Below are 17736 nucleotides of genomic sequence, written 5' to 3' on the forward strand. Positions count from 1 at the left end.
CTCATGAGGACTCTAATGCTGTTGTTGAGTATTTCATATATTGTAAAAATAATGTGAATAAAAAATGTTTTGGTGGTTTTGTTCATATTGTTCACTGCAATAAAAACATAACGCAGATAAACTAACAGAACATGAGAATGCTTGGGTGAAAGGAGCTCGCCACCACAATGCGTCAGTTTCTCTCATTGCGTCGCTTGAAGCTAAAGCAGCGCATGGTATTGATTTTAGGTGTGATTGCCATCCTACAAACAGGGACGCTTGGCTACTTTGCTATCAATTACCTCGATAGAGTCCTTAATGAGCAAATTGGTCAGCAAGCGATGCGGGTCGCGATGACGATCGCGGCGATGCCTGATGTGGTTGAAGCCGTATCAAAAGAGAACTCAACATTTTTGCAACCTTTAAGTGTTGCTCTCGCACGTTCGGCTCAAGCACGGTTTGTCGTGTTTGGCAATGAGGTGGGGATTCGGCTTGCTCACCCTTTACCTGATCGTTTAGGGAAATCGATGGCCGATGATGACGGAGATACCAATGCCCCTGCGCTGATTCATGGTCAAGCGTACATTGCGCAAGCCGAGGGAAGTGTGGGTTGGTCTGTGCGCGGGAAGGCGCCTATTTTCAGTCCTGACGGGAAATCGATTATCGGCATTGTCTCGGTGGGGTACTTACTAGACACTGTTGATGCAATCGTCATACATCACACCAGTACAATGTTCTTCGCCATCCTCGCAGCCTTTATCTTTAGTGTTATTACCGCGATCTTATTCGCTAATCATTTTCGTCGAGCGATTTTCAATCTCGAGCCTGAGCAAATTGCGCGTCTGTTTCAGGAGCGTAATGTGACATTAGAAACTGTTCGCGAAGGAATTGTTGCGATTAACCAATCTGGATATATCACGACATTCAATCGTGCAGCCATAAAGACGCTAGCGCTGCCAGAAGACCAACTCTACATTGGTCGTCATATTACGGATGTATTACCCGATACCGGAATGGAAACTGTCCTGGCGGAGGGAGAGCCTGATTTTGATCAAGAGATTTGGCTTCATCATCACAATCTTATTGTTAACCGGATTCCATTGCGGCAAAACGGTCTCATCACGGGGGTCGTGTCTAGCTTTAGATTGAAAGACGAGGTGGATTTGGTAAGCCGTAAGCTAACGCGAATCAAACAGTATGCGGAGTCCTTGCGCAGCCAAGCACATGAGTACAACAACAAATTACATACTCTTGCTGGACTGATCCACATGGGGGCGACAAATGAGGCGTTGCGAATGATCGGCCAGGAAACCTCAGGCCACCAATCCTTTATTCAACGGGTGATGCAGGTCACTTCAGATAGCATTCTGGCGGGATGCCTGTTGGGTAAATATAATCGAGCAAGAGAGTTAGGTTTACGATTAACCGTTGATAAAGAAAGCCATATGCAGGATTTGCCAGAGGCTTTGCCGCGTGAGCAGCTGGTCAGTATTTTAGGTAACCTCGTTGATAACGCCCTAGAAGCAACGCTGGATCATTATGGTCCCGATGGCCAAGTCACACTGAGTTTTTCTGACTACGGTAAAGAGCTTATTTTCGAAGTGAATGATCAGGGGGCAGGTCTATCTCACCAACAAGCAGAGGCGATATTCACGCGTGGTTACACAACAAAAGAGACCGATGGTCATGGCATTGGCTTGGATTTAGTTCAGCGTCAAGTTGCACACCTAGGTGGTATCGTAACAGTTGAGCCGAATATGCGTGATAAGCAAGGTAGATTATCAGGAAGCCGCTTTACGGTTTATATACCTAGAGCTAAATGGCAAGAGCTCGATCAACATCCATATCAGGACAACACATGACAGAATTAATCAGTATTGTCATTGCAGAAGACGATCCGAAAATTGCAGAGATTCAGCGTCGCTTTATCGATAAAATCGAAGGGTTTGATGTAGTGGGAATTGCCCATGACTTGGATGATGCAAGAGACTTGCTTGATGTATTTCGACCTCAATTACTGCTTCTCGACAATCAGTTCCCCAAGGGCACAGGTCTGGAGTTACTGAGGGAATTGCGCGCCAAGAGTGCGCATACAGATGTGATATTGGTGACGGCAGCTAAGGAGGTAGAGACTCTTCGCACCGCCATGCACAACGGTATATTTGATTATATTTTAAAGCCCGTTGTTTTCGAGCGATTAAAAACGTCTTTGAACCAATATTCTACGCATGTTCAAAAGCTTGCAAATATGGATTCACTCATTCAAAGCCAAGTTGATGGCCTACTGGCGTCGGGCGTAAAGGAGAAGAGCGAACCTTATTCACCGCGACTACCAAAAGGCATAGACGCGATTACACTGAATAAAATTCGTGAGGTTTTAAATGCTCCCACGATAGCGCTAAATGCCGAGCAGGTTGGGCAGCAAATTGGCGCGAGCCGAACAACAGCGCGTCGTTACTTGGAATATATGGTCGGAAGAGATGAGCTTTGCGCTGAGGTGGCTTATGGTAGCGTCGGTCGCCCGGAGCGTCGCTACCACAAACCATAAGGCTGTTGTGCCTATTACCCCAACAAGGTTTGTAAATCATGAGTCGCTTGGTCGAGATCCCCAATGTGCTCGCGTACCCAATCAGGGTTGTAATAGGTGTCTAGGTAGCGCTCGCCGCTATCACATAGCAAGGTGACAATAGAGCCTTTCTCGCCGTTGGCGCGCATTTCATTTGCTAACATCAAGACGCCGTACAGGTTGGTACCGGTGGACGCGCCGGCTTTGCGGCCAAGCTGGCTTTCTAGCCAGTGAATGGTGGCGATACTGTGAGTGTCCGGCACTGTGGTCATTCTATCAATCACGCCGGGAATAAAGCTGGGCTCGACACGTGGCCGTCCAATCCCTTCAATGCGACTGCTTTTATCGGTGGTCAGTGCGCTGTCGCCGGTGAGGTAGTAATCGTGAAACACCGAATGTTCAGCATCGGCCACCATCAGCTGAGTCGGTTGGCAGCGATAGCGAATGTAGCGGCCAATGGTCGCTGAGGTGCCACCGGTGCCCGGGCTCATCACAATCCAGCGAGGGATCGGAAAGCGCTCGTACTGCATTTGATCAAATATGCGGTTGGCGATGTTGTTATTGCTACGCCAGTCGGTCGCTCGCTCGGCATACGTAAACTGGTCCATGTAATGGCCATTGAGCTCCTTAGCAAGGCGACGAGACTCGGCATAGATCTGATCTGACCGCTCGACAAAGTGCGCTTCACCGCCATAAAAACGGATTTGCTCAATCTTCTTACACGCGGTGTTTTTGGGCACTACGGCAATAAAACGTAAGCCAAGCAAGCGGGCAAAATACGCTTCAGAAATGGCAGTACTGCCTGATGAACTTTCAATGATGGTGGTGTGCTCATCAATCCAGCCATTACATAAGCCGTACAAAAACAAAGAACGCCCCAAGCGGTGCTTCAAGCTACCGGTTGGGTGAGTGCTTTCGTCTTTCAGATAGATATCAATGTCTGTAAAGCTGGGGAGATCGAGCTTAATTAAATGGGTATCTGCAGAGCGTTTAAAGTCGGCTTCAATGAGGCGAATCGCGTTACCGACCCAAGTATGGCAAGGCTGTGGAGTTGTCATCATGCGTCTCCGAATGCGTAATTAGCACCAGTTTACGTAAAGAGTGGGATAAAAACCTTGCTATTTTTGCTCTATAATGCCACCTAAATAGAAAAATAAACTCCCATATGATACTTAATGGAAAAAATTTTTTATGACTATCACTTTAGATGAGATAGATCGCACTTTACTCGCGGCGCTGCAGGAAGATGCCAACTGGTCTGTGGCAGCGTTGGCCGAACGGGTGAATTTAACCACGACTCCCTGTTGGAAGCGGCTAAAACGGCTGGAATCACAAGGGGTGATCCGTGGGCGGGTGGCATTGCTTGACCCCGAAACCGTTGGCCTCGCATTTACCGCTTTCGTCCATATCAAAACCAATGACCACAGTGAGCAGTGGTACAAGACCTTTACCGAGGTGGTGACCGAGTTCCCTGAGGTGATGGAATTCTACCGTATGGCGGGAGAATATGATTACATGATGAAGGTGCAGGTGGCTGATATGACTCGATTTGATCATTTTTATAAAAAGCTGGTCAATTCTGTGCCAAGTCTGAATAATGTGACATCAACATTCGCCATGGAAGCGCTTAAGTACACCACCGCCTTACCGATCCGATAGGTCGCTCTGACGATAAAAAGGCGGGGATAAAAAGGAGACCTCATGAAGGTGTTTTGGCAGTTAGGCTGGTTTTTTAAACGTGAATGGCGTCGTTATGTCGGCGCCATGATTATTTTGGTATTTGTCTCTGTCTTTGAGCTCATTCCACCGATGGCTGTGGGCCATGTGGTCGATGGCGTGGTCGCGGGCGAGATTTCTACTGAGCTACTGATGTGGCTACTTGCGGGTATGCTGGCCATTTGGGTGGTGGTATATGTGCTGCGCATTGTGTGGCGAGTCTGGCTGTTTGGTGCTGCGGCTGAGCTTGGCACTGTGCTGCGCAACCGGCTTTATGATCATTTTACTCGCCAATCACCGCATTTTTTCCGTCGCTATCCGAGTGGCGATATCATGGCGCGTTCTACCAATGATGTGAAAGCGGTGGTGATGACGGCCGGTGAAGGGGTCCTGACCGCTGGGGATTCTATTATCACAGGCGTCGCCGTACTCATTGTGATGGTGAGCCAAATTAGCTGGCAGCTCACACTCTTAGCCCTGTTACCGATGCCGGTAATGGCAGTGCTGGTTAATCGCTTTGGTCGCCGTTTGCACCATACCTTTACTGAATCGCAAGCGGCGTTTTCTGAGCTATCAGAGGTGAGTCAGTCCTCACTGTCAGCAGTGCGTATGGTACGTGCATTCGGCTTAGAGCAGCACCAGATGAATCAGTTTAATCAAGTTGCCGATCGTACTGGGGAGAAAAACCTCGCGGTGGCACGGGTTGATGCGCTGTTTTCGCCGGTGATCCAAGGCACCATTGGCGCTTCGTTTTTCCTAACCGTGTCTGGCGGCGGCTACATGGTCGCCACTGGTGATATTTCGCTTGGGGATCTTACCGCATTTACCTTGTATCAAGGCTTGATGATTTGGCCGATGCTCGCGGTGGCGTGGCTATTTAATATTATTGAGCGTGGGCGCGCCGCTTGGACGCGGATTGATGCGTTGCTGCAAGAGCAGCCGGATATTGTTGGCGGTGACACGCCGCTGCCTAACACCATGCAGCCATTGACGCTGGCCATTGAGCAGTTTAAGTGGCAACCGGATGACAGTTTTGCCCTCAAAGATATCCATGTGACGCTTCCGCCTGGGGCCATGCTGGGGATTGCCGGCCCAGTCGGCAGTGGTAAATCAACCTTATTGCAATTGCTACTTCATCTGACCCAGCTTGAAAATGGTGATATTCGCTATGGTGATGTGTCGATAGCGGAGGCTGACTTGTCGTCATGGCGACAACGTTTCGCGGTGGTGACGCAAACGCCGTTTTTGTTTTCGCGCTCGATTGCGGAAAACATCGCCCTTGGTCGTCCGGATGCGACCCAAGCGGAAATCGAACAGGCGGCGACACTTGCCTGCATTGATGAAGACATCCGTCAGCTGCCGCACGGGTATCAAACCGCGGTGGGTGAAAAAGGGATCACCTTATCTGGTGGTCAAAAGCAGCGGATTTCGATTGCCCGCGCTTTGTTGGTGGAAGCGGAGTGCTTGATTTTGGATGATGCTTTGTCAGCCGTTGACGGTGACACCGAGCACCGCATTTTGCAGAACCTGCAACAGCATCAGCACACCCGTACCACGATTGTGATAGCCCACCGTTTATCGGCACTCGAAAACGCCGATGAAATTGTGGTACTCAGCCACGGGCAAGTCCGAGAGCGTGGCCAGCATCGCCAATTGATTCAACAGCCAGGATGGTATCAAGAAATGCACCAATATCAGCAGCTGGAAGCGGCATTGGAAGCCGATGAGGAGCCGCGTCATGACTAAGCGAGAGATCTTATTTCGATTGCTAGGCTACATGCGCCGCGATAGGCGTCAATTTGTGATTGCCACGATTTTCTTGCTAGTCGCGGCGGTGGCAGAGGTGACGGGCCCTTACTTGGTGCAAATCTTTCTCGATAACTATGTCGCCAAAGACCATTATCCGGCGGTGATCATGTGGGCACTGGCAGTCGGCTACATCGTATCGACCATTGTTTCCGCCGGCTTTCAGTATCAGTACGAGCTGCGTTTTAACACCATGGCGGTGGCCATCATTCAACGCATCCGTAAAGCGGTGTTCGCCAACGTGATTAAACAGCCTCTGTCAGCTTTTGATTATGTACCAATGGGACGAATTGTATCGCGCTTAACTAACGACACCGAGTCGTTGAAAGAGCTGTATGTGTCGGTGCTTTCTACCTTTTTACGTAACATAGCGCTAATTGGTGTGATGCTGGTGGCGATGCTGATGCTCAGTGTGCAACTGACAATGGTGGTATTGGTGCTACTGCCGTGTGTGGTGCTAGTGATGGCGCGCTATCAAAAACGTTCAGCGCCTGCGTATCGTCGGGCGCGAGATCGACTCGCAGATATCAACGGGGTGATGAACGAATCTGTGCTCGGCATGAATTTGATTCAGCTAATGCAGCAAGAGCGGGCGTTCTCCTCGCGATTCAGTGATATGACGGCGGATCACTTGGATGCCATGGTCACCATTCAGCGCCTTAACGGGATCTATCTCCGCCCTTTGATTGATTTATTGGCGGGGGCCGCCTTGCTGTCTTTGGTGGCTATCTTCGGTTTTAGCGGCACAGCAGTGATTGGTGTTGGGGTGCTGTATGCCTTTTTAAGCTATTTGGGGCGGATCACCGAGCCATTAATTGAAATGATGCAGCAACTGTCACTGCTTCAGCAGGCTATCTCGGCCGGTGAGCGGCTTTTCGAAATGATGGATACGCCGCCTGAGCAATATGGTCATGACACCACGCCGATCCCTGATGGTGCCATTGCACTGCAGAATGTGTCGTTTTCCTATGATGGCGAAACACCGGTGTTGTCAGACGTGAATGTAGACGTCCCTGCCGGCGGCTTTCTGGCGTTGGTGGGACATACGGGCAGCGGTAAATCAACTTTGGCGTCGTTACTGATGGGATTTTATCGCGCAGGTGAGGGGACGCTGACGCTGGGTGGATTACCGATCGAAAGCTTGAGTCATCAAAGCTTGCGTGAGGGCGTTGCCATGGTGCAACAAGATCCACACATGCTGACGGGGAGTTTGCGAGAAAACATCGCGCTGGGACAGACGCTGGACGATGAAAAAATTTGGCATGCGCTCGAGCAAGTGGCGCTGGCAGATTACGTGAAAGGATTGCCAGCGGGGCTGGATACCTTACTTGGTGAGGGCGGGATGACCTTTTCTGCCGGTCAGCGCCAGTTGTTGGCTCTGGCGCGCGTGTTAGTGCGTCAACCGAAAATCCTCATCCTTGATGAAGCCACCGCCAATATCGACTCCGGTACTGAAGAGCTTGTGCAACAGGCGCTGAACAGGTTACGCCAACAGATGACAGTGGTGGTGATTGCGCACCGCTTATCGACCATTGCCGAGGCCGATAACATCCTCGTCTTGCATCGTGGCCGAGTGATTGAGCAAGGACGTCATCAAAGCCTGCTGCGTCAGCAAGGCCGCTACTGGCAGATGTATCAACTCCAGCAAGCCAGCGCGCATTTAGCCGCATTAGAGGAAGAGGCGCAGGTGTAGCGGCCCAGTCATGGGTGGAACAGATAAAAAGGGGCGTAACGCCCCTTTTTTGTATTGCTCAGACTCGCTCACGCTTGAGACGCTGATGGTTAGGAGAGCTTACGCATCAAGCCTTCTTGGGTGGCTGAGGCGATAAGATCGCCTTGCTGATTGAAAAGTTCACCGCGTACAAAGCCACGCGCACCACTGGCGGAGGGGCTTTCAATCGCAAACAACAGCCACTCATCCATTCTAAACGGACGGTGGAACCACATGGAGTGATCAATGGTGGCCACTTTCATGCCCGGCGTAAGCAGCGTCACTGCGTGAGGCTGCAACGCCGTGACCAAAAAGCCCCAATCGGCGGCATAGCCGAGTAAATACTGGTGGACATGAAAATCGTCGCCGACTTCACCATTGGCGCGGATCCACAGATATTGCTTAGCCGGCGCGGAATGGGGTTTAAGTGGGTTGATCACTGTGGCAGGCCGCACTTCAATCGGCTTGTCACCCCCAAAGGCTTTGACCACATTAGGGGGAAGCTTGTGAGCGATGTCATTGACAAGCGATTGCTCAGAGCGCAAGGTCTCGGGCGCTGGCACGTCTGTCGGCATGGTGTTTTGATGCTCAAAGCTTTCTTCCTCTTCTTGATAAGAGGCGGTGAGATAAAAAATCGGTTTGCCGTACTGCACGGCTTTTATTCGCCGTGTGCTGAAACTTTTTCCGTCTCTGAGTATCTCAACATCATAGATGATCGGCTGCTCAGGATCGCCTGGGCGCAGAAAATAGCTATGGAATGAATGCAAAAAGCGATCAGGGTCAACCGAGGTTTTGGAGGCCGATAAGGCCTGTCCAATCACTTGCCCACCATACACTTGGGGGAGTCCAAGGTTCTCACTTTGACCGCGGTACAGGCCAGTGTCTAGTCGCTCAAGCTCTAGCAGCTGTAAGAGTTCTTTCAGTGGTTGGCTCATAAGTCCTTGATTCATGCTATGCTTCCATTGTTATTGTTCAAGCTATCATAACCTTAGCGTTTTTGCCGCATTTGAACGTGCTTCAGTGAGGATTCTTTAATGAAGAAACTAACGTTTCTATTGTTCGCCTTATTCACTGCTTTGGTGTTTACTGCTTGTTCTGGAAATAGCCAACCTAATGATTTAGCAAATGTTTCTGGTAGCTTGGTGTATCGAGAACGCCTTGCGTTGCCCGAAAATGCCAGTGTGACAGTGCGCTTGGTAGAGATTAAAAACATCGATGCGCCAGGCAAAGTGATCAGTCGACAGTCTTTCGTGACGGAGGGGCAACAAGCGCCTCTGCATTTTTCCCTCAACTATGATCCGAGCCAAATTACGACGACGCACGATTATGTGATCACCGCCCAGATCGATGTGAGTGATCGGCCTCTGTTTATTACCAATACGGTCAATAAAGTGATCACGGATACGAATCATACCTATGATCCAACGCTAACACTGGTGCGTGCGGGGCATTGATCGCTACACTGGTGAGAGATATCCGCACAAGGAGTGTGCATGCGAATCTCACTGTTTCTCTGGCCCGTGTTGGTGCTGACGGTTATCGCTGTCGCGGGGATTAGCGCCACGTTTTCCCTGAATAGTCTAGCGATTGGCGCGTCTGCTTTATTCTTTTTCTATCCAGATAAATTCGCGAGTTGGTGCTTAGCGCTAGCGATGGCGATTTTTGCCTTTACCTTGCCACATCTCCCTGCGCTGTTAGCCGCGAGCACGCTATTGCTTTTGCCGGCTTTGTCTCTCTGGTTCAATCCCGACCGACATCCACACGTCAAGCTATTACTCGGTGCGGTGATGGTTGCCATGTTCGCGGGGATGATGGCTTTGCAATCTGAAGCTAAATTGGGTGGCTCACCGAGTACTCTCGCGCTGCAAACGCTAGCACTCGTGGGGTTATGGCTTGCGATCAGATATTGGCCAGGTTACCAGCCTCCCCATCGCGGGGCCTGGCTGTTACTGCCTGTATTAGTGGCGGTGAGTGGCTGGCCTGCTGCGTTATGGAGTGCGACAACGGTGATGATTATTTGGTTGTTACAGTGGGTGGGATTCACACCACAATTTGCTCGCTCACGTCACCTTGCCTTGCATCTTATCCCGAGTATTCCGTTTTTGGTGATTACGTGGATTACTCCTGGACAACTCACGCTGTCGCTATTGGTCGCGTGGGCCACCATGCTTGCGGCGATTTGGGTTGGTGAGTATTTGCTATTGGAAGAGCCGGACGATCAGTAGGAAAATTGCCTAGAAGATAAACAGTTAACGAATGAGGTCATGAATCCTCCTTGCATTGCATCCAGCCTTGCCACATAATGCCCCGCAGTTAAGCAAGCTTAACGACATATCGATGGAGGCCTCCTTGGTTCTCCCGCAACACTATCTTGTGTACTGGGTCAGGTCCGGAAGGAAGCAGCCCGCGCTTGGGACGTGTGTGCCGGGATGTAGCTGGGGAAGTCTCCGCCCTTTCTGCGCCATGAAAATCGCCTCATTCATTAACCACCGATACCTCTCGTTGTTTGTATGGCCACATAGCGTCTTGGCCTCCTCACAATGTTGACACTCGGGTGACACAGCCCCTTACCGCTTAGCTATGATTTAATCATTAGCGCTGGTAGCGTAAGTGTGATGGTCCATAAGGGTGGCAAAGTGGTGTTTCGAGCATTAGCAGCGTTATTGTTGGCTTTACTCAGCAGTCAAACGGTGGCCAGTGAGCTGCACACGCAACTGAAAGGATTTTATGATAAGGCCTGGCAAACGGGCACCTTGATGGTTGCTCAGCCGGCATTAAATGCCTATCCGCAGGCTTTGTTGGTCAGTCAGTCGCAGTACCCTGATTTCGAGAATGTTAACTGGCAGGACTTAAACGCACTACACCAAGTGGTGCAAACGTGCCAGCCGACCCCCAGTATCGTGTCCCCCCTTTTGTTAGCCGCCCAGCGTTTTGAATTGGCTTTGTGTCGTGATGAGCCTTTACCCATTGAGTGGTTTGAGCAAAACCCGCTACTCCATCCTGCCGGTGGAAGTTATGCTGAACGTTATGTGTCAGCGCGTGGTATCGCCACGCCGTCACCTGAACTGGTACAACGTTTTACCTTAGCCAACGAAGAGCACCCTCTACATGCTGCGCTGAATGTCCTCAGTCAGGCTGGCCGAGATGCGTTACTCAGTGGTTACCGTGCGTATTTAGATGGCGGGCGCCTGTGGCTTAACGGCGAAGAAGGATGGAAGGCGCTATCTCATGAACAATGGGCGCCAATTGCTGAGCAATATCGTTTGAGTTTATCGACGAATACGACGGGGTGTGATTACCGCTATGGAAATATTTGTAATCAACTCCACCCGGCGTATCGTGGCGTGATGATTGCGGTGTTGGTAGCGGTTTTTTGTGCGCTGATAGTTGGTTTAGCGCGTAGCCTATACGATCGATACCAGCAGCGCCGTGAGCGCCAATTTATTCTCCAGTTGCTGACGCATGAGCTAAGAACACCGATTGCAAGCCTAGGTATGACGGTAGAAATGTTGCGCAGCCAGTTCGATTTGCTTGAGCCTAGCACGCAAGATGTGCTTTGGCGATTACTGGCGGATCATCAACGCTTAAGTCAGCTGACAGAGACCAGTAAGGGCTATTTAAGTACCGATAAACGTGAGCAATTTAAGTTACAAACTGCGTCCTTATCGGAGTGGCTGGATAATATTTGCGATTGCCTAGAGGTTGACTACACCCTTGAGCAAGATAAAACACTGACGTTGCCTTTCTACTGGTTATCCATCTGCTTGAAAAACCTGATTCAAAATGCCCATCATCATGGCGGTGATCAAATTTGGATTCGTGTATGCGTGGATAAGCGCGTACGAGTTTGTGTGTATGATAACGGAATTTTTCCATCCTGGTGGCAAAGGCTGTGGCGGCGATATAAGTCGTCACCGTCAGAAAGAAACATGGGGATTGGATTGTTTTTAGTGGCGCGTTTAATGCGTCAAATGGGGGGGAAGCTAGTGATCAAGCGCCACCCAACCTGCTGTATTCTGGAGTTGCCGCAATGAGCCATCTATTGTTGATTGAAGATGACACCTTATTAGGGGAAGGCTTACGCCAGTTTTTGGAACAGCAAGGGTTTGAATGCACCTGGCTGGCCGAGAGTAATAAGGTGGATAAGCATTGGTTTCATGCCGATTTGGTGATTTTGGACCGCCAGCTCGCCGATGGCGATAGTTTAGCGCATCTGCCTCATTGGCTGTCTTTAAAAGCAGTGCCAGTGATCGTATTGACAGCCAAAGTTGAGGTCGAGCAACGGGTTGAGGGCTTAATGGCCGGCGCCAAAGATTATGTGGTTAAACCCTTTTCACATCAGGAGCTCTTGGCGCGTATCTATGCCCAATTACGGCCCTTAGGAGAAAGCCAACTCGTATACGGGCAGATCAAGGTTGAACCTGGATCCCGTCATGTGTATTGGCAAGATCAGGATGTGACGCTCAAGCCTAAAGAGTTTGATTTATTGCTATTGCTGTTACAAAACCAAGGGCGGGTTTTTCATCGCGAAGAATTGCTCAATAAAATATGGGGGTATCAGGCGTTTCCTACCACGCGCACGGTTGACAATCATGTGTTGCGGCTAAGACAAAAGTTGCCCGGTTTAGCGATAGAGACGCATCGCGGTGTCGGGTATCGGTTGGTGGTGCTATGAACTGGTTTGGCTACCACATACTCGTGATAGCATGCATGGTATGCAGCTTCAGCTTCAGCGTCCGCGCTGAGCAAGTTTGGTTTCCAAAAACACCGATGCAGGAAACCTATCAGGCACTCCTCGCAGATAGGCCCAAGGTGGCGTGGCAAGAGCTTATTTTTGCGCTATCTCAGCAGCAGATACCGACTGAGCATTGGGCGAGGATCAAGTACGCGATCATCAATCAAACGGATTGTGGCCAACAGTTAACTGAGCCCAACGGTAAAGGTATCCCTCAAGGGTTGACCATTGCCTTTGTACGACGGGCAGGCGCCTCAAGTCTTGGCTATGAAATCAAACTTTCTGCCGAGCAGGTCGAGCGTGATACCTTGCTAACCCTCACCGACCCTACCGGGCAAACGGTGCTCAATGAGATCTTGAACGCGAAAAGTGGGTATCAAGAAATTGAATCAGGGCAACTATTTACCCAAATTATTCCTGGTATTTATGAGTTAAAAATGGGTGGTCAGCATTATAGTTTGGTGGTGTATGGGCTGCCACGCCGCCCTTGGGTAAAACTGATAGGTCATCCTGATCAACAGCTCGCAATCGATTTGCCCGATACGCCTTTGAGTTGTTCGCCAGCCGCTGCACACTGGTTGTGGCTTGATGACGCCTATCGCTGGGTCGAACAAACGCCGATTTATTTGTCCGGCCGCGCAGACAACTCCCACGCGCCAACCAAGATAAAATTGCCCTCTTCATCGCTTGTTAATGCGGAGCATTTAAGCGTCACTGTCAGTCACTTTGAGTATCAAGGCGCAATAAAAGTCAACTATGTTGAGCGATTGGCGTTGCCGCTGCCTCGAACAGTGAATAAAGAATGAGCCACAAAAAAGCCCGCGTTTTCGCGGGCTTTTCGCTGAATCTTACTGATTCATGATCAGTTTAGGTAAGCGTTAAGCATCCACATCAGTTTTTCTTGTTCGCGGATGTAATCGCTCATCAGAGCAGATGTCCCTTCATCGCCGGCATCGCCAGCAAGGTTCATGATATCGCGTTGTAGGCCAATCAGAACGCTAAAGCCTTCGACCAGCGCACGTACGCCAGCTTGACCATTCGCTTCGGGTGCGTGCTCTTTAATTTCACTGACCTTCAGGTACTCGCTGAAGCGATGCTCGGCGGTGCCACCGATGGTGAGAATGCGCTCAGCCACTTCATCAATCTTGGTTTGAAGATCGGTATAAATCTCTTCAAATTTGGTATGCAACTCGAAAAAGTCGTTGCCTTTGATGTTCCAGTGAAAACCACGCACATTGGTGTATAGCACTTGGTAGTTCGCCAATAGCGTATCCAAACGCGCGCCTAGATCGGCGGCTTTGCTGCTGTCTAGTCCAATCAATGCTGCTTGCTTACTCATTTAATGCCTCCTTAGTGGCAAATCAATGTGTTCGACCCTTCGCTTATCGCGAGTGCCAAGCACTGGAAACGGTTCGTTCCAAACGATGTAAATAGAGTAACTACCCGATATAAAAAAAGAAAATGGAGTTAACCTATATACGCGATAGGTGATATCTATGATGTGATCTAGGTATCGTCATGAACAATAAAGTGGTCAGGCAGTCGCTCGAGGCCAGCAATTAGCGCCTGTAAACATTGCGTGTCAATGGCAGTCCCTGTCTCCTCTTTCATGATCGAGAGGGCTTTTTTCATCGGAATAGGGCCACGATAGGGGCGCTCTGCAGTGATCGCATCGAAAATATCCGCGGTGGTGATAATGCGAGTGAGCAAAGAAATGTCATCGCTTTTGATACCTTCAGGGTACCCAGTACCATCGAGCTTTTCGTGATGAGCGCTGGCGAACTTGGCGAGGTGATCGAATTGGTGGATTTTCGATAAGATGGTTTTGCTCAGTGCTGCATGGCGTTTAACGTGCTCCCATTCGTCGTCATCCAGTTTTCCCGGTTTATCGAGCACATCATTGCTCACGCCGAGCTTGCCAATATCGTGCAGTAACGCGCCACGCTTTAGCCATTTTTTATCCTGTTCACTGATGCCAAGTTCATCAGCAATTAAGCTGGCGTAAACGGCCACGCGCTCGCTGTGTCCGGAGGTGAAAGGGCTTTTGGCATCAACAATGCGTCCGAAAGCCGCCGCAATGTCATCCAGATAGTCATCATCGACCCAGATACATGTGTCTGCCGGCGTCATCGACAGTACGTCTTCTTTTAATGCGGGGCTGTCCAGCTGCTGCCAAAACTGCGGATCGCGCGCTATCTGTAAAAAGGTGTCGACGAGCGTCGGATCAAACCAAGTACCGCGGCGGTTTTTTAGCTCGCTGAGTGCGGCGTCGACACCGGACTCGGTTCGGAACACATCAATGACCTGTGTCATCAATGCGATGCGCGAAAACAAAGGGATCTGTTCGGCTTTTAACTGGTCAGGACGCCCTCCTCCATCATAGTGTTCATCCAGCGCATAGATGGCTTCAGCAACGGTTTCATTAAAACGCAAATCGCGTGCGACATCGGCTCCGCGGGTACATCGTGTTTCAATCAGCTCTTGCGCATACATGTCACCGTTGCGGATGATATCAAGTGTCGTCGAGAGCTTTTGCATGAAGCCGCGTTTGACGCCGGTATTTTTAAGTACAAAGTTGAGTACGCTGGACAAGCTACCATCGACAACTTTGTAGCTTTGTTTAAAGGCCAAGTCGTTGGTGAGGTAAAGCTCACAGATCCGTGCCGCATTGCTGCTGCAGCCCGCATCTTTTAGCAGCAACGTATAGAAAAGATCATGACGTTGTTGATCATCGAGCGCTAAGGCGTCAGCGAGTTTCATTCCTAACCACGTGCAGCGCATACAGTGCTCAGGAGGCTGCCCCTCCGTCATATCCAACGCGGTACTTAACGCCAAAATGAGCTCCGATAATTTCAACTGTGTGGCGCTGCTGGCTTGGGTGTGCATGTTATTCCTTATCCTTGATGCTCATCGCGACCGGATGGCAATGACCGACAGTTAGTGTGTCAGGCGACGAACGGTAGCAGAGACCTCTTCTGCACCAGCATGAATATCGGTCATCACAGTATCGGCGGCGGTTACCTTTTCCTGTCCGAGCGTAGATTGTTCAGTGACTTTTGCCATCGCAGCGCTTACCCCTTTGATCAGTTGTAGGTTTTCATCGACGACATCGGCAATTTCGGTGGTAGATTGGCTGGTACGTTGTGATAAACCGCGCACTTCATCTGCGACGACGGCAAAACCACGTCCTTGTTCGCCGGCGCGTGCGGCCTCAATCGCTGCGTTCAATGCTAGGAGGTTGGTTTGTTCCGCGATCTGCTTAATGGTGGTCACGATGTTTTCGATACTTTGTGCGTGCTCACTCAATTGATTGACTTGATTCGCGGCTTCGCCCGCTTGGTCGGTCACGCTTTGTGATAAGGTCACGGCCTCTTGCAGCAGTGCACTGCCTTTTTCACTATCGCTAAGGGTTTGTTCTGACGAAGCTTGAGCGAGTTCAGCCGCTTGATTGACCGCTTGGTTTCGTTTCACCGTATCGGTGATGGCGGTAGCGAACTTGATCACCTGACGCACGTTTCCCTCCACATCAAAAACGGGATTATAGGTGGCTTCCAACCACACCTCATTGCCATGTTTGTCTCGGCGCAGGTATTGCCCGGAGGTGAATTGTCCTCGAGCTAAATTCTCCCAAAAGTCAGGGTTTTCATCATAAAAGTCCTGATCACAGAAGAGGCGGTGATGCTGGCCTTTGATCTCGTGATCTTGGTAGCCTACCGCGGTGAGGAAGTTATCGTTGGCACGAATAATCGTGCCATCCGGTTCAAATTCAATCACAGCCAATGAGCGATTAATCGCCGCCAATATGGCTTCTTGTCGACGCGCATCCTGGTGCGGCTTGGTGACATCCGCGGCTAGCTTGCGAATACTGACTACCTTACCGCTGGCATCTTTAATGGGGACATAGGTCGCTTCCAGCCAAATCTCCGCGCCGGTCTGATGGCGGCGACGAAACACCCCTTTTTGTGACTTTCCTTGTGCGAGCGATTGCCAAAACTGCCGATAGCTTGATGCTTGGCTGGTTTCCTCGAAACAGACCGTGCGATGATGCTGTCCGATCACTTCATCGTAGGTGTAGCCGATGATATTTAGCAATTTGTCATTAACATCGGTAATAATGCCATCGGGTGTGAAGGTGATGGTCGCAATATGTGCTTGGATAGCGTTGAGTTCTGCTTGGAGCGAGGCTTTTTCTGCTCGGCAGGTGTCCAGCTCTCGCTGCGTCTTTTTGAACATGACAGCAAACTTCCTTTTGTTCAGGTATTAATCATTGGTGCGCCATGTCGAATCGTTATAAGTTCGCGCACGCTGAGGAGTATAGCGCCTAGCGATGTCTCGCATGTGACATTGTCCCCAAATATATCGTGGTTTCCAGTATAAAAAACCATTTCTGTTGAGAGACTCGATGTTTATAAACCTCTCAATTGTGTATCTGTTTGTGTGTTTCCCCTTTCTTTTGCGTCTGTGAATACGTAATCTGTGTGACTTCGATCATGTTTAATCATAGCCGACTGTAACGTATCCATAACCTCTCCTTACGTTTGCTTACAACTTCGCTTTTCTATTTTCAATAATTTCTGAAATTTCCAAATTTTCATTGATCCCCCGCAAAGAAACTCCGTATTATTTCTCAAAGGCACTGCGAGGGAGATCAAGATGGAGCTGTCACAAGAACTACGTAATGTGGTGATGCACTTTGGTGAAATGGGAAGTCGTTGGGGCTTTAACCGTTCGGTGGGCGAAATGCTGGCACTGATTGTTTTGAGTGAGCATCCACTGAGCGCAGACGACATTGTGTCGGCACTCAACATTTCTCGTGGCAATGTCAGTATGGCAACCAAAGAGCTGCAAGGCTGGCACTTGATCCGTTCGCAGCGCACCCCTGGAGATAGAAAGGACTACTTTGTGCCGAATGGCACTATCTGGGAATTGGCGCAGCAAGTTCTCGCCGAAAGGAAGAAGCGAGAAGTCGACCCTACCTTATCTATGCTGCGCTCACACTTTATGCGGAGTGAAGACGACGCAGAGAGTCACTCGGTTAAACAGTTGCACGAAATCCACGATCTCCTAGAGCTGTTTAACCACTGGTTTGACGATGTGCAGCAAATGAAACCTGAACATCTAAAAAACTTGATGAAGCTGGGTAGCAGTGTCGGCAAGCTTCTTGAGCTGTCCGGCAAGCTGTTTCACAGCAAATCCAACGAAGAATCGGGTAGTTAACCTCCT

The 17736-nt window shown here is 50.0% G+C and carries 16 protein-coding genes and 1 other RNA gene; 12 read left to right on the top strand and 5 right to left on the bottom strand.

The genetic code is table 11. The features are described from left to right. Positions 1–167: 167 nt before the first annotated feature. Positions 168–1841: an ATP-binding protein gene (locus BZG23_RS01000; RefSeq protein WP_046073625.1), complete on the top strand. Its 1674-nt coding sequence runs from the start codon at positions 168–170 to the stop codon at positions 1839–1841. Next, entirely contained in the window at positions 1838–2527 is a 690-nt protein-coding gene (locus BZG23_RS01005) for a response regulator (RefSeq protein ID WP_074213090.1), read from the top strand. The genes BZG23_RS01000 and BZG23_RS01005 overlap by 4 nt, the downstream gene beginning before the upstream one ends. Positions 2528–2541: 14 nt before the next feature. Here BZG23_RS01005 and BZG23_RS01010 read toward each other — a convergent pair whose 3' ends face one another. Next, the gene (locus BZG23_RS01010) at positions 2542–3603 is read right to left on the bottom strand and encodes a PLP-dependent cysteine synthase family protein (protein WP_198532105.1); all 1062 of its coding nucleotides are present in this window, start codon (positions 3601–3603) and stop codon (positions 2542–2544) included. Between the two features lie 133 nt (positions 3604–3736). On the opposite strand from BZG23_RS01010, the gene BZG23_RS01015 reads away from it, so the two are divergent. The 3 genes from BZG23_RS01015 to BZG23_RS01025 are packed head-to-tail and all read left to right on the top strand — an operon-like array spanning position 3737 to position 7760. Then, positions 3737–4204, top strand: coding sequence for an Lrp/AsnC family transcriptional regulator (locus BZG23_RS01015; protein WP_046073854.1), 468 nt, complete (start codon positions 3737–3739; stop codon positions 4202–4204). Positions 4205–4246: 42 nt separating this feature from the next. Further along, on the top strand, positions 4247–6007 hold the full coding sequence (locus tag BZG23_RS01020) for an ABC transporter transmembrane domain-containing protein (RefSeq protein ID WP_077605889.1): 1761 nt from the start codon (positions 4247–4249) through the stop codon (positions 6005–6007). Further along, positions 6000–7760 carry an ABC transporter transmembrane domain-containing protein gene (locus tag BZG23_RS01025; protein ID WP_077605890.1) on the top strand — a complete coding sequence of 587 codons (1761 nt, stop codon included), beginning with the start codon at positions 6000–6002 and terminating at the stop codon, positions 7758–7760. The genes BZG23_RS01020 and BZG23_RS01025 overlap by 8 nt, the downstream gene beginning before the upstream one ends. An 89-nt stretch (positions 7761–7849) precedes the next feature. Here BZG23_RS01025 and tesB read toward each other — a convergent pair whose 3' ends face one another. Then, a complete protein-coding gene (gene tesB, locus BZG23_RS01030; RefSeq protein ID WP_077606009.1) occupies positions 7850–8713 on the bottom strand; it encodes an acyl-CoA thioesterase II in 864 nt (287 codons plus the stop codon). 99 nt (positions 8714–8812) lie between these two features. On the opposite strand from tesB, the gene BZG23_RS01035 reads away from it, so the two are divergent. The 6 genes from BZG23_RS01035 (at position 8813) to BZG23_RS01060 (ending at position 13319) form a co-directional block, all read left to right on the top strand. Next, positions 8813–9232, top strand: a complete 420-nt coding sequence (locus tag BZG23_RS01035) for a YbaY family lipoprotein (RefSeq protein ID WP_046073620.1) — start codon at positions 8813–8815, stop codon at positions 9230–9232. A gap of 39 nt (positions 9233–9271) precedes the next feature. Beyond that, positions 9272–10003: a hypothetical protein gene (locus BZG23_RS01040; RefSeq protein ID WP_077578531.1), complete on the top strand. Its 732-nt coding sequence runs from the start codon at positions 9272–9274 to the stop codon at positions 10001–10003. Positions 10004–10125: 122 nt separating this feature from the next. Further along, positions 10126–10222, top strand: an RNA gene (gene ffs, locus BZG23_RS01045) — signal recognition particle sRNA small type. A gap of 171 nt (positions 10223–10393) precedes the next feature. Further along, on the top strand, positions 10394–11812 hold the full coding sequence (locus BZG23_RS01050) for an ATP-binding protein (protein WP_077605891.1): 1419 nt from the start codon (positions 10394–10396) through the stop codon (positions 11810–11812). Beyond that, positions 11809–12453: a response regulator transcription factor gene (locus tag BZG23_RS01055; protein WP_046073618.1), complete on the top strand. Its 645-nt coding sequence runs from the start codon at positions 11809–11811 to the stop codon at positions 12451–12453. The genes BZG23_RS01050 and BZG23_RS01055 overlap by 4 nt, the downstream gene beginning before the upstream one ends. Then, on the top strand, positions 12450–13319 hold the full coding sequence (locus tag BZG23_RS01060; RefSeq protein ID WP_077605892.1) for a DUF2861 family protein: 870 nt from the start codon (positions 12450–12452) through the stop codon (positions 13317–13319). Before BZG23_RS01055 ends, BZG23_RS01060 begins: the two co-directional genes overlap by 4 nt. Before the next feature lie 56 nt (positions 13320–13375). Here BZG23_RS01060 and BZG23_RS01065 read toward each other — a convergent pair whose 3' ends face one another. The 3 genes from BZG23_RS01065 to BZG23_RS16820 all read right to left on the bottom strand — a co-directional run bounded on the left by BZG23_RS01065 (position 13376) and on the right by BZG23_RS16820 (position 16746). Beyond that, the gene (locus BZG23_RS01065; RefSeq protein WP_046073613.1) at positions 13376–13852 is read right to left on the bottom strand and encodes a Dps family protein; all 477 of its coding nucleotides are present in this window, start codon (positions 13850–13852) and stop codon (positions 13376–13378) included. 167 nt (positions 13853–14019) lie between these two features. Next, on the bottom strand, positions 14020–15399 hold the full coding sequence (locus BZG23_RS01070; protein WP_077605893.1) for an HD-GYP domain-containing protein: 1380 nt from the start codon (positions 15397–15399) through the stop codon (positions 14020–14022). 51 nt (positions 15400–15450) lie between these two features. Then, a complete protein-coding gene (locus tag BZG23_RS16820; RefSeq protein ID WP_077605894.1) occupies positions 15451–16746 on the bottom strand; it encodes a methyl-accepting chemotaxis protein in 1296 nt (431 codons plus the stop codon). Positions 16747–17166: 420 nt separating this feature from the next. Between BZG23_RS16820 and BZG23_RS01080 the strand changes: the two genes are divergently transcribed. Next, complete coding sequence (locus BZG23_RS01080) at positions 17167–17730, top strand: GbsR/MarR family transcriptional regulator (protein WP_046073610.1); 564 nt, start codon at positions 17167–17169, stop codon at positions 17728–17730. Positions 17731–17736 lie beyond the last annotated feature (6 nt).

It is taken from the genome of Salinivibrio sp. ML290, from assembly GCF_001995695.1.
In the GTDB taxonomy this organism is placed as follows: Bacteria; Pseudomonadota; Gammaproteobacteria; order Enterobacterales; family Vibrionaceae; genus Salinivibrio; species Salinivibrio siamensis.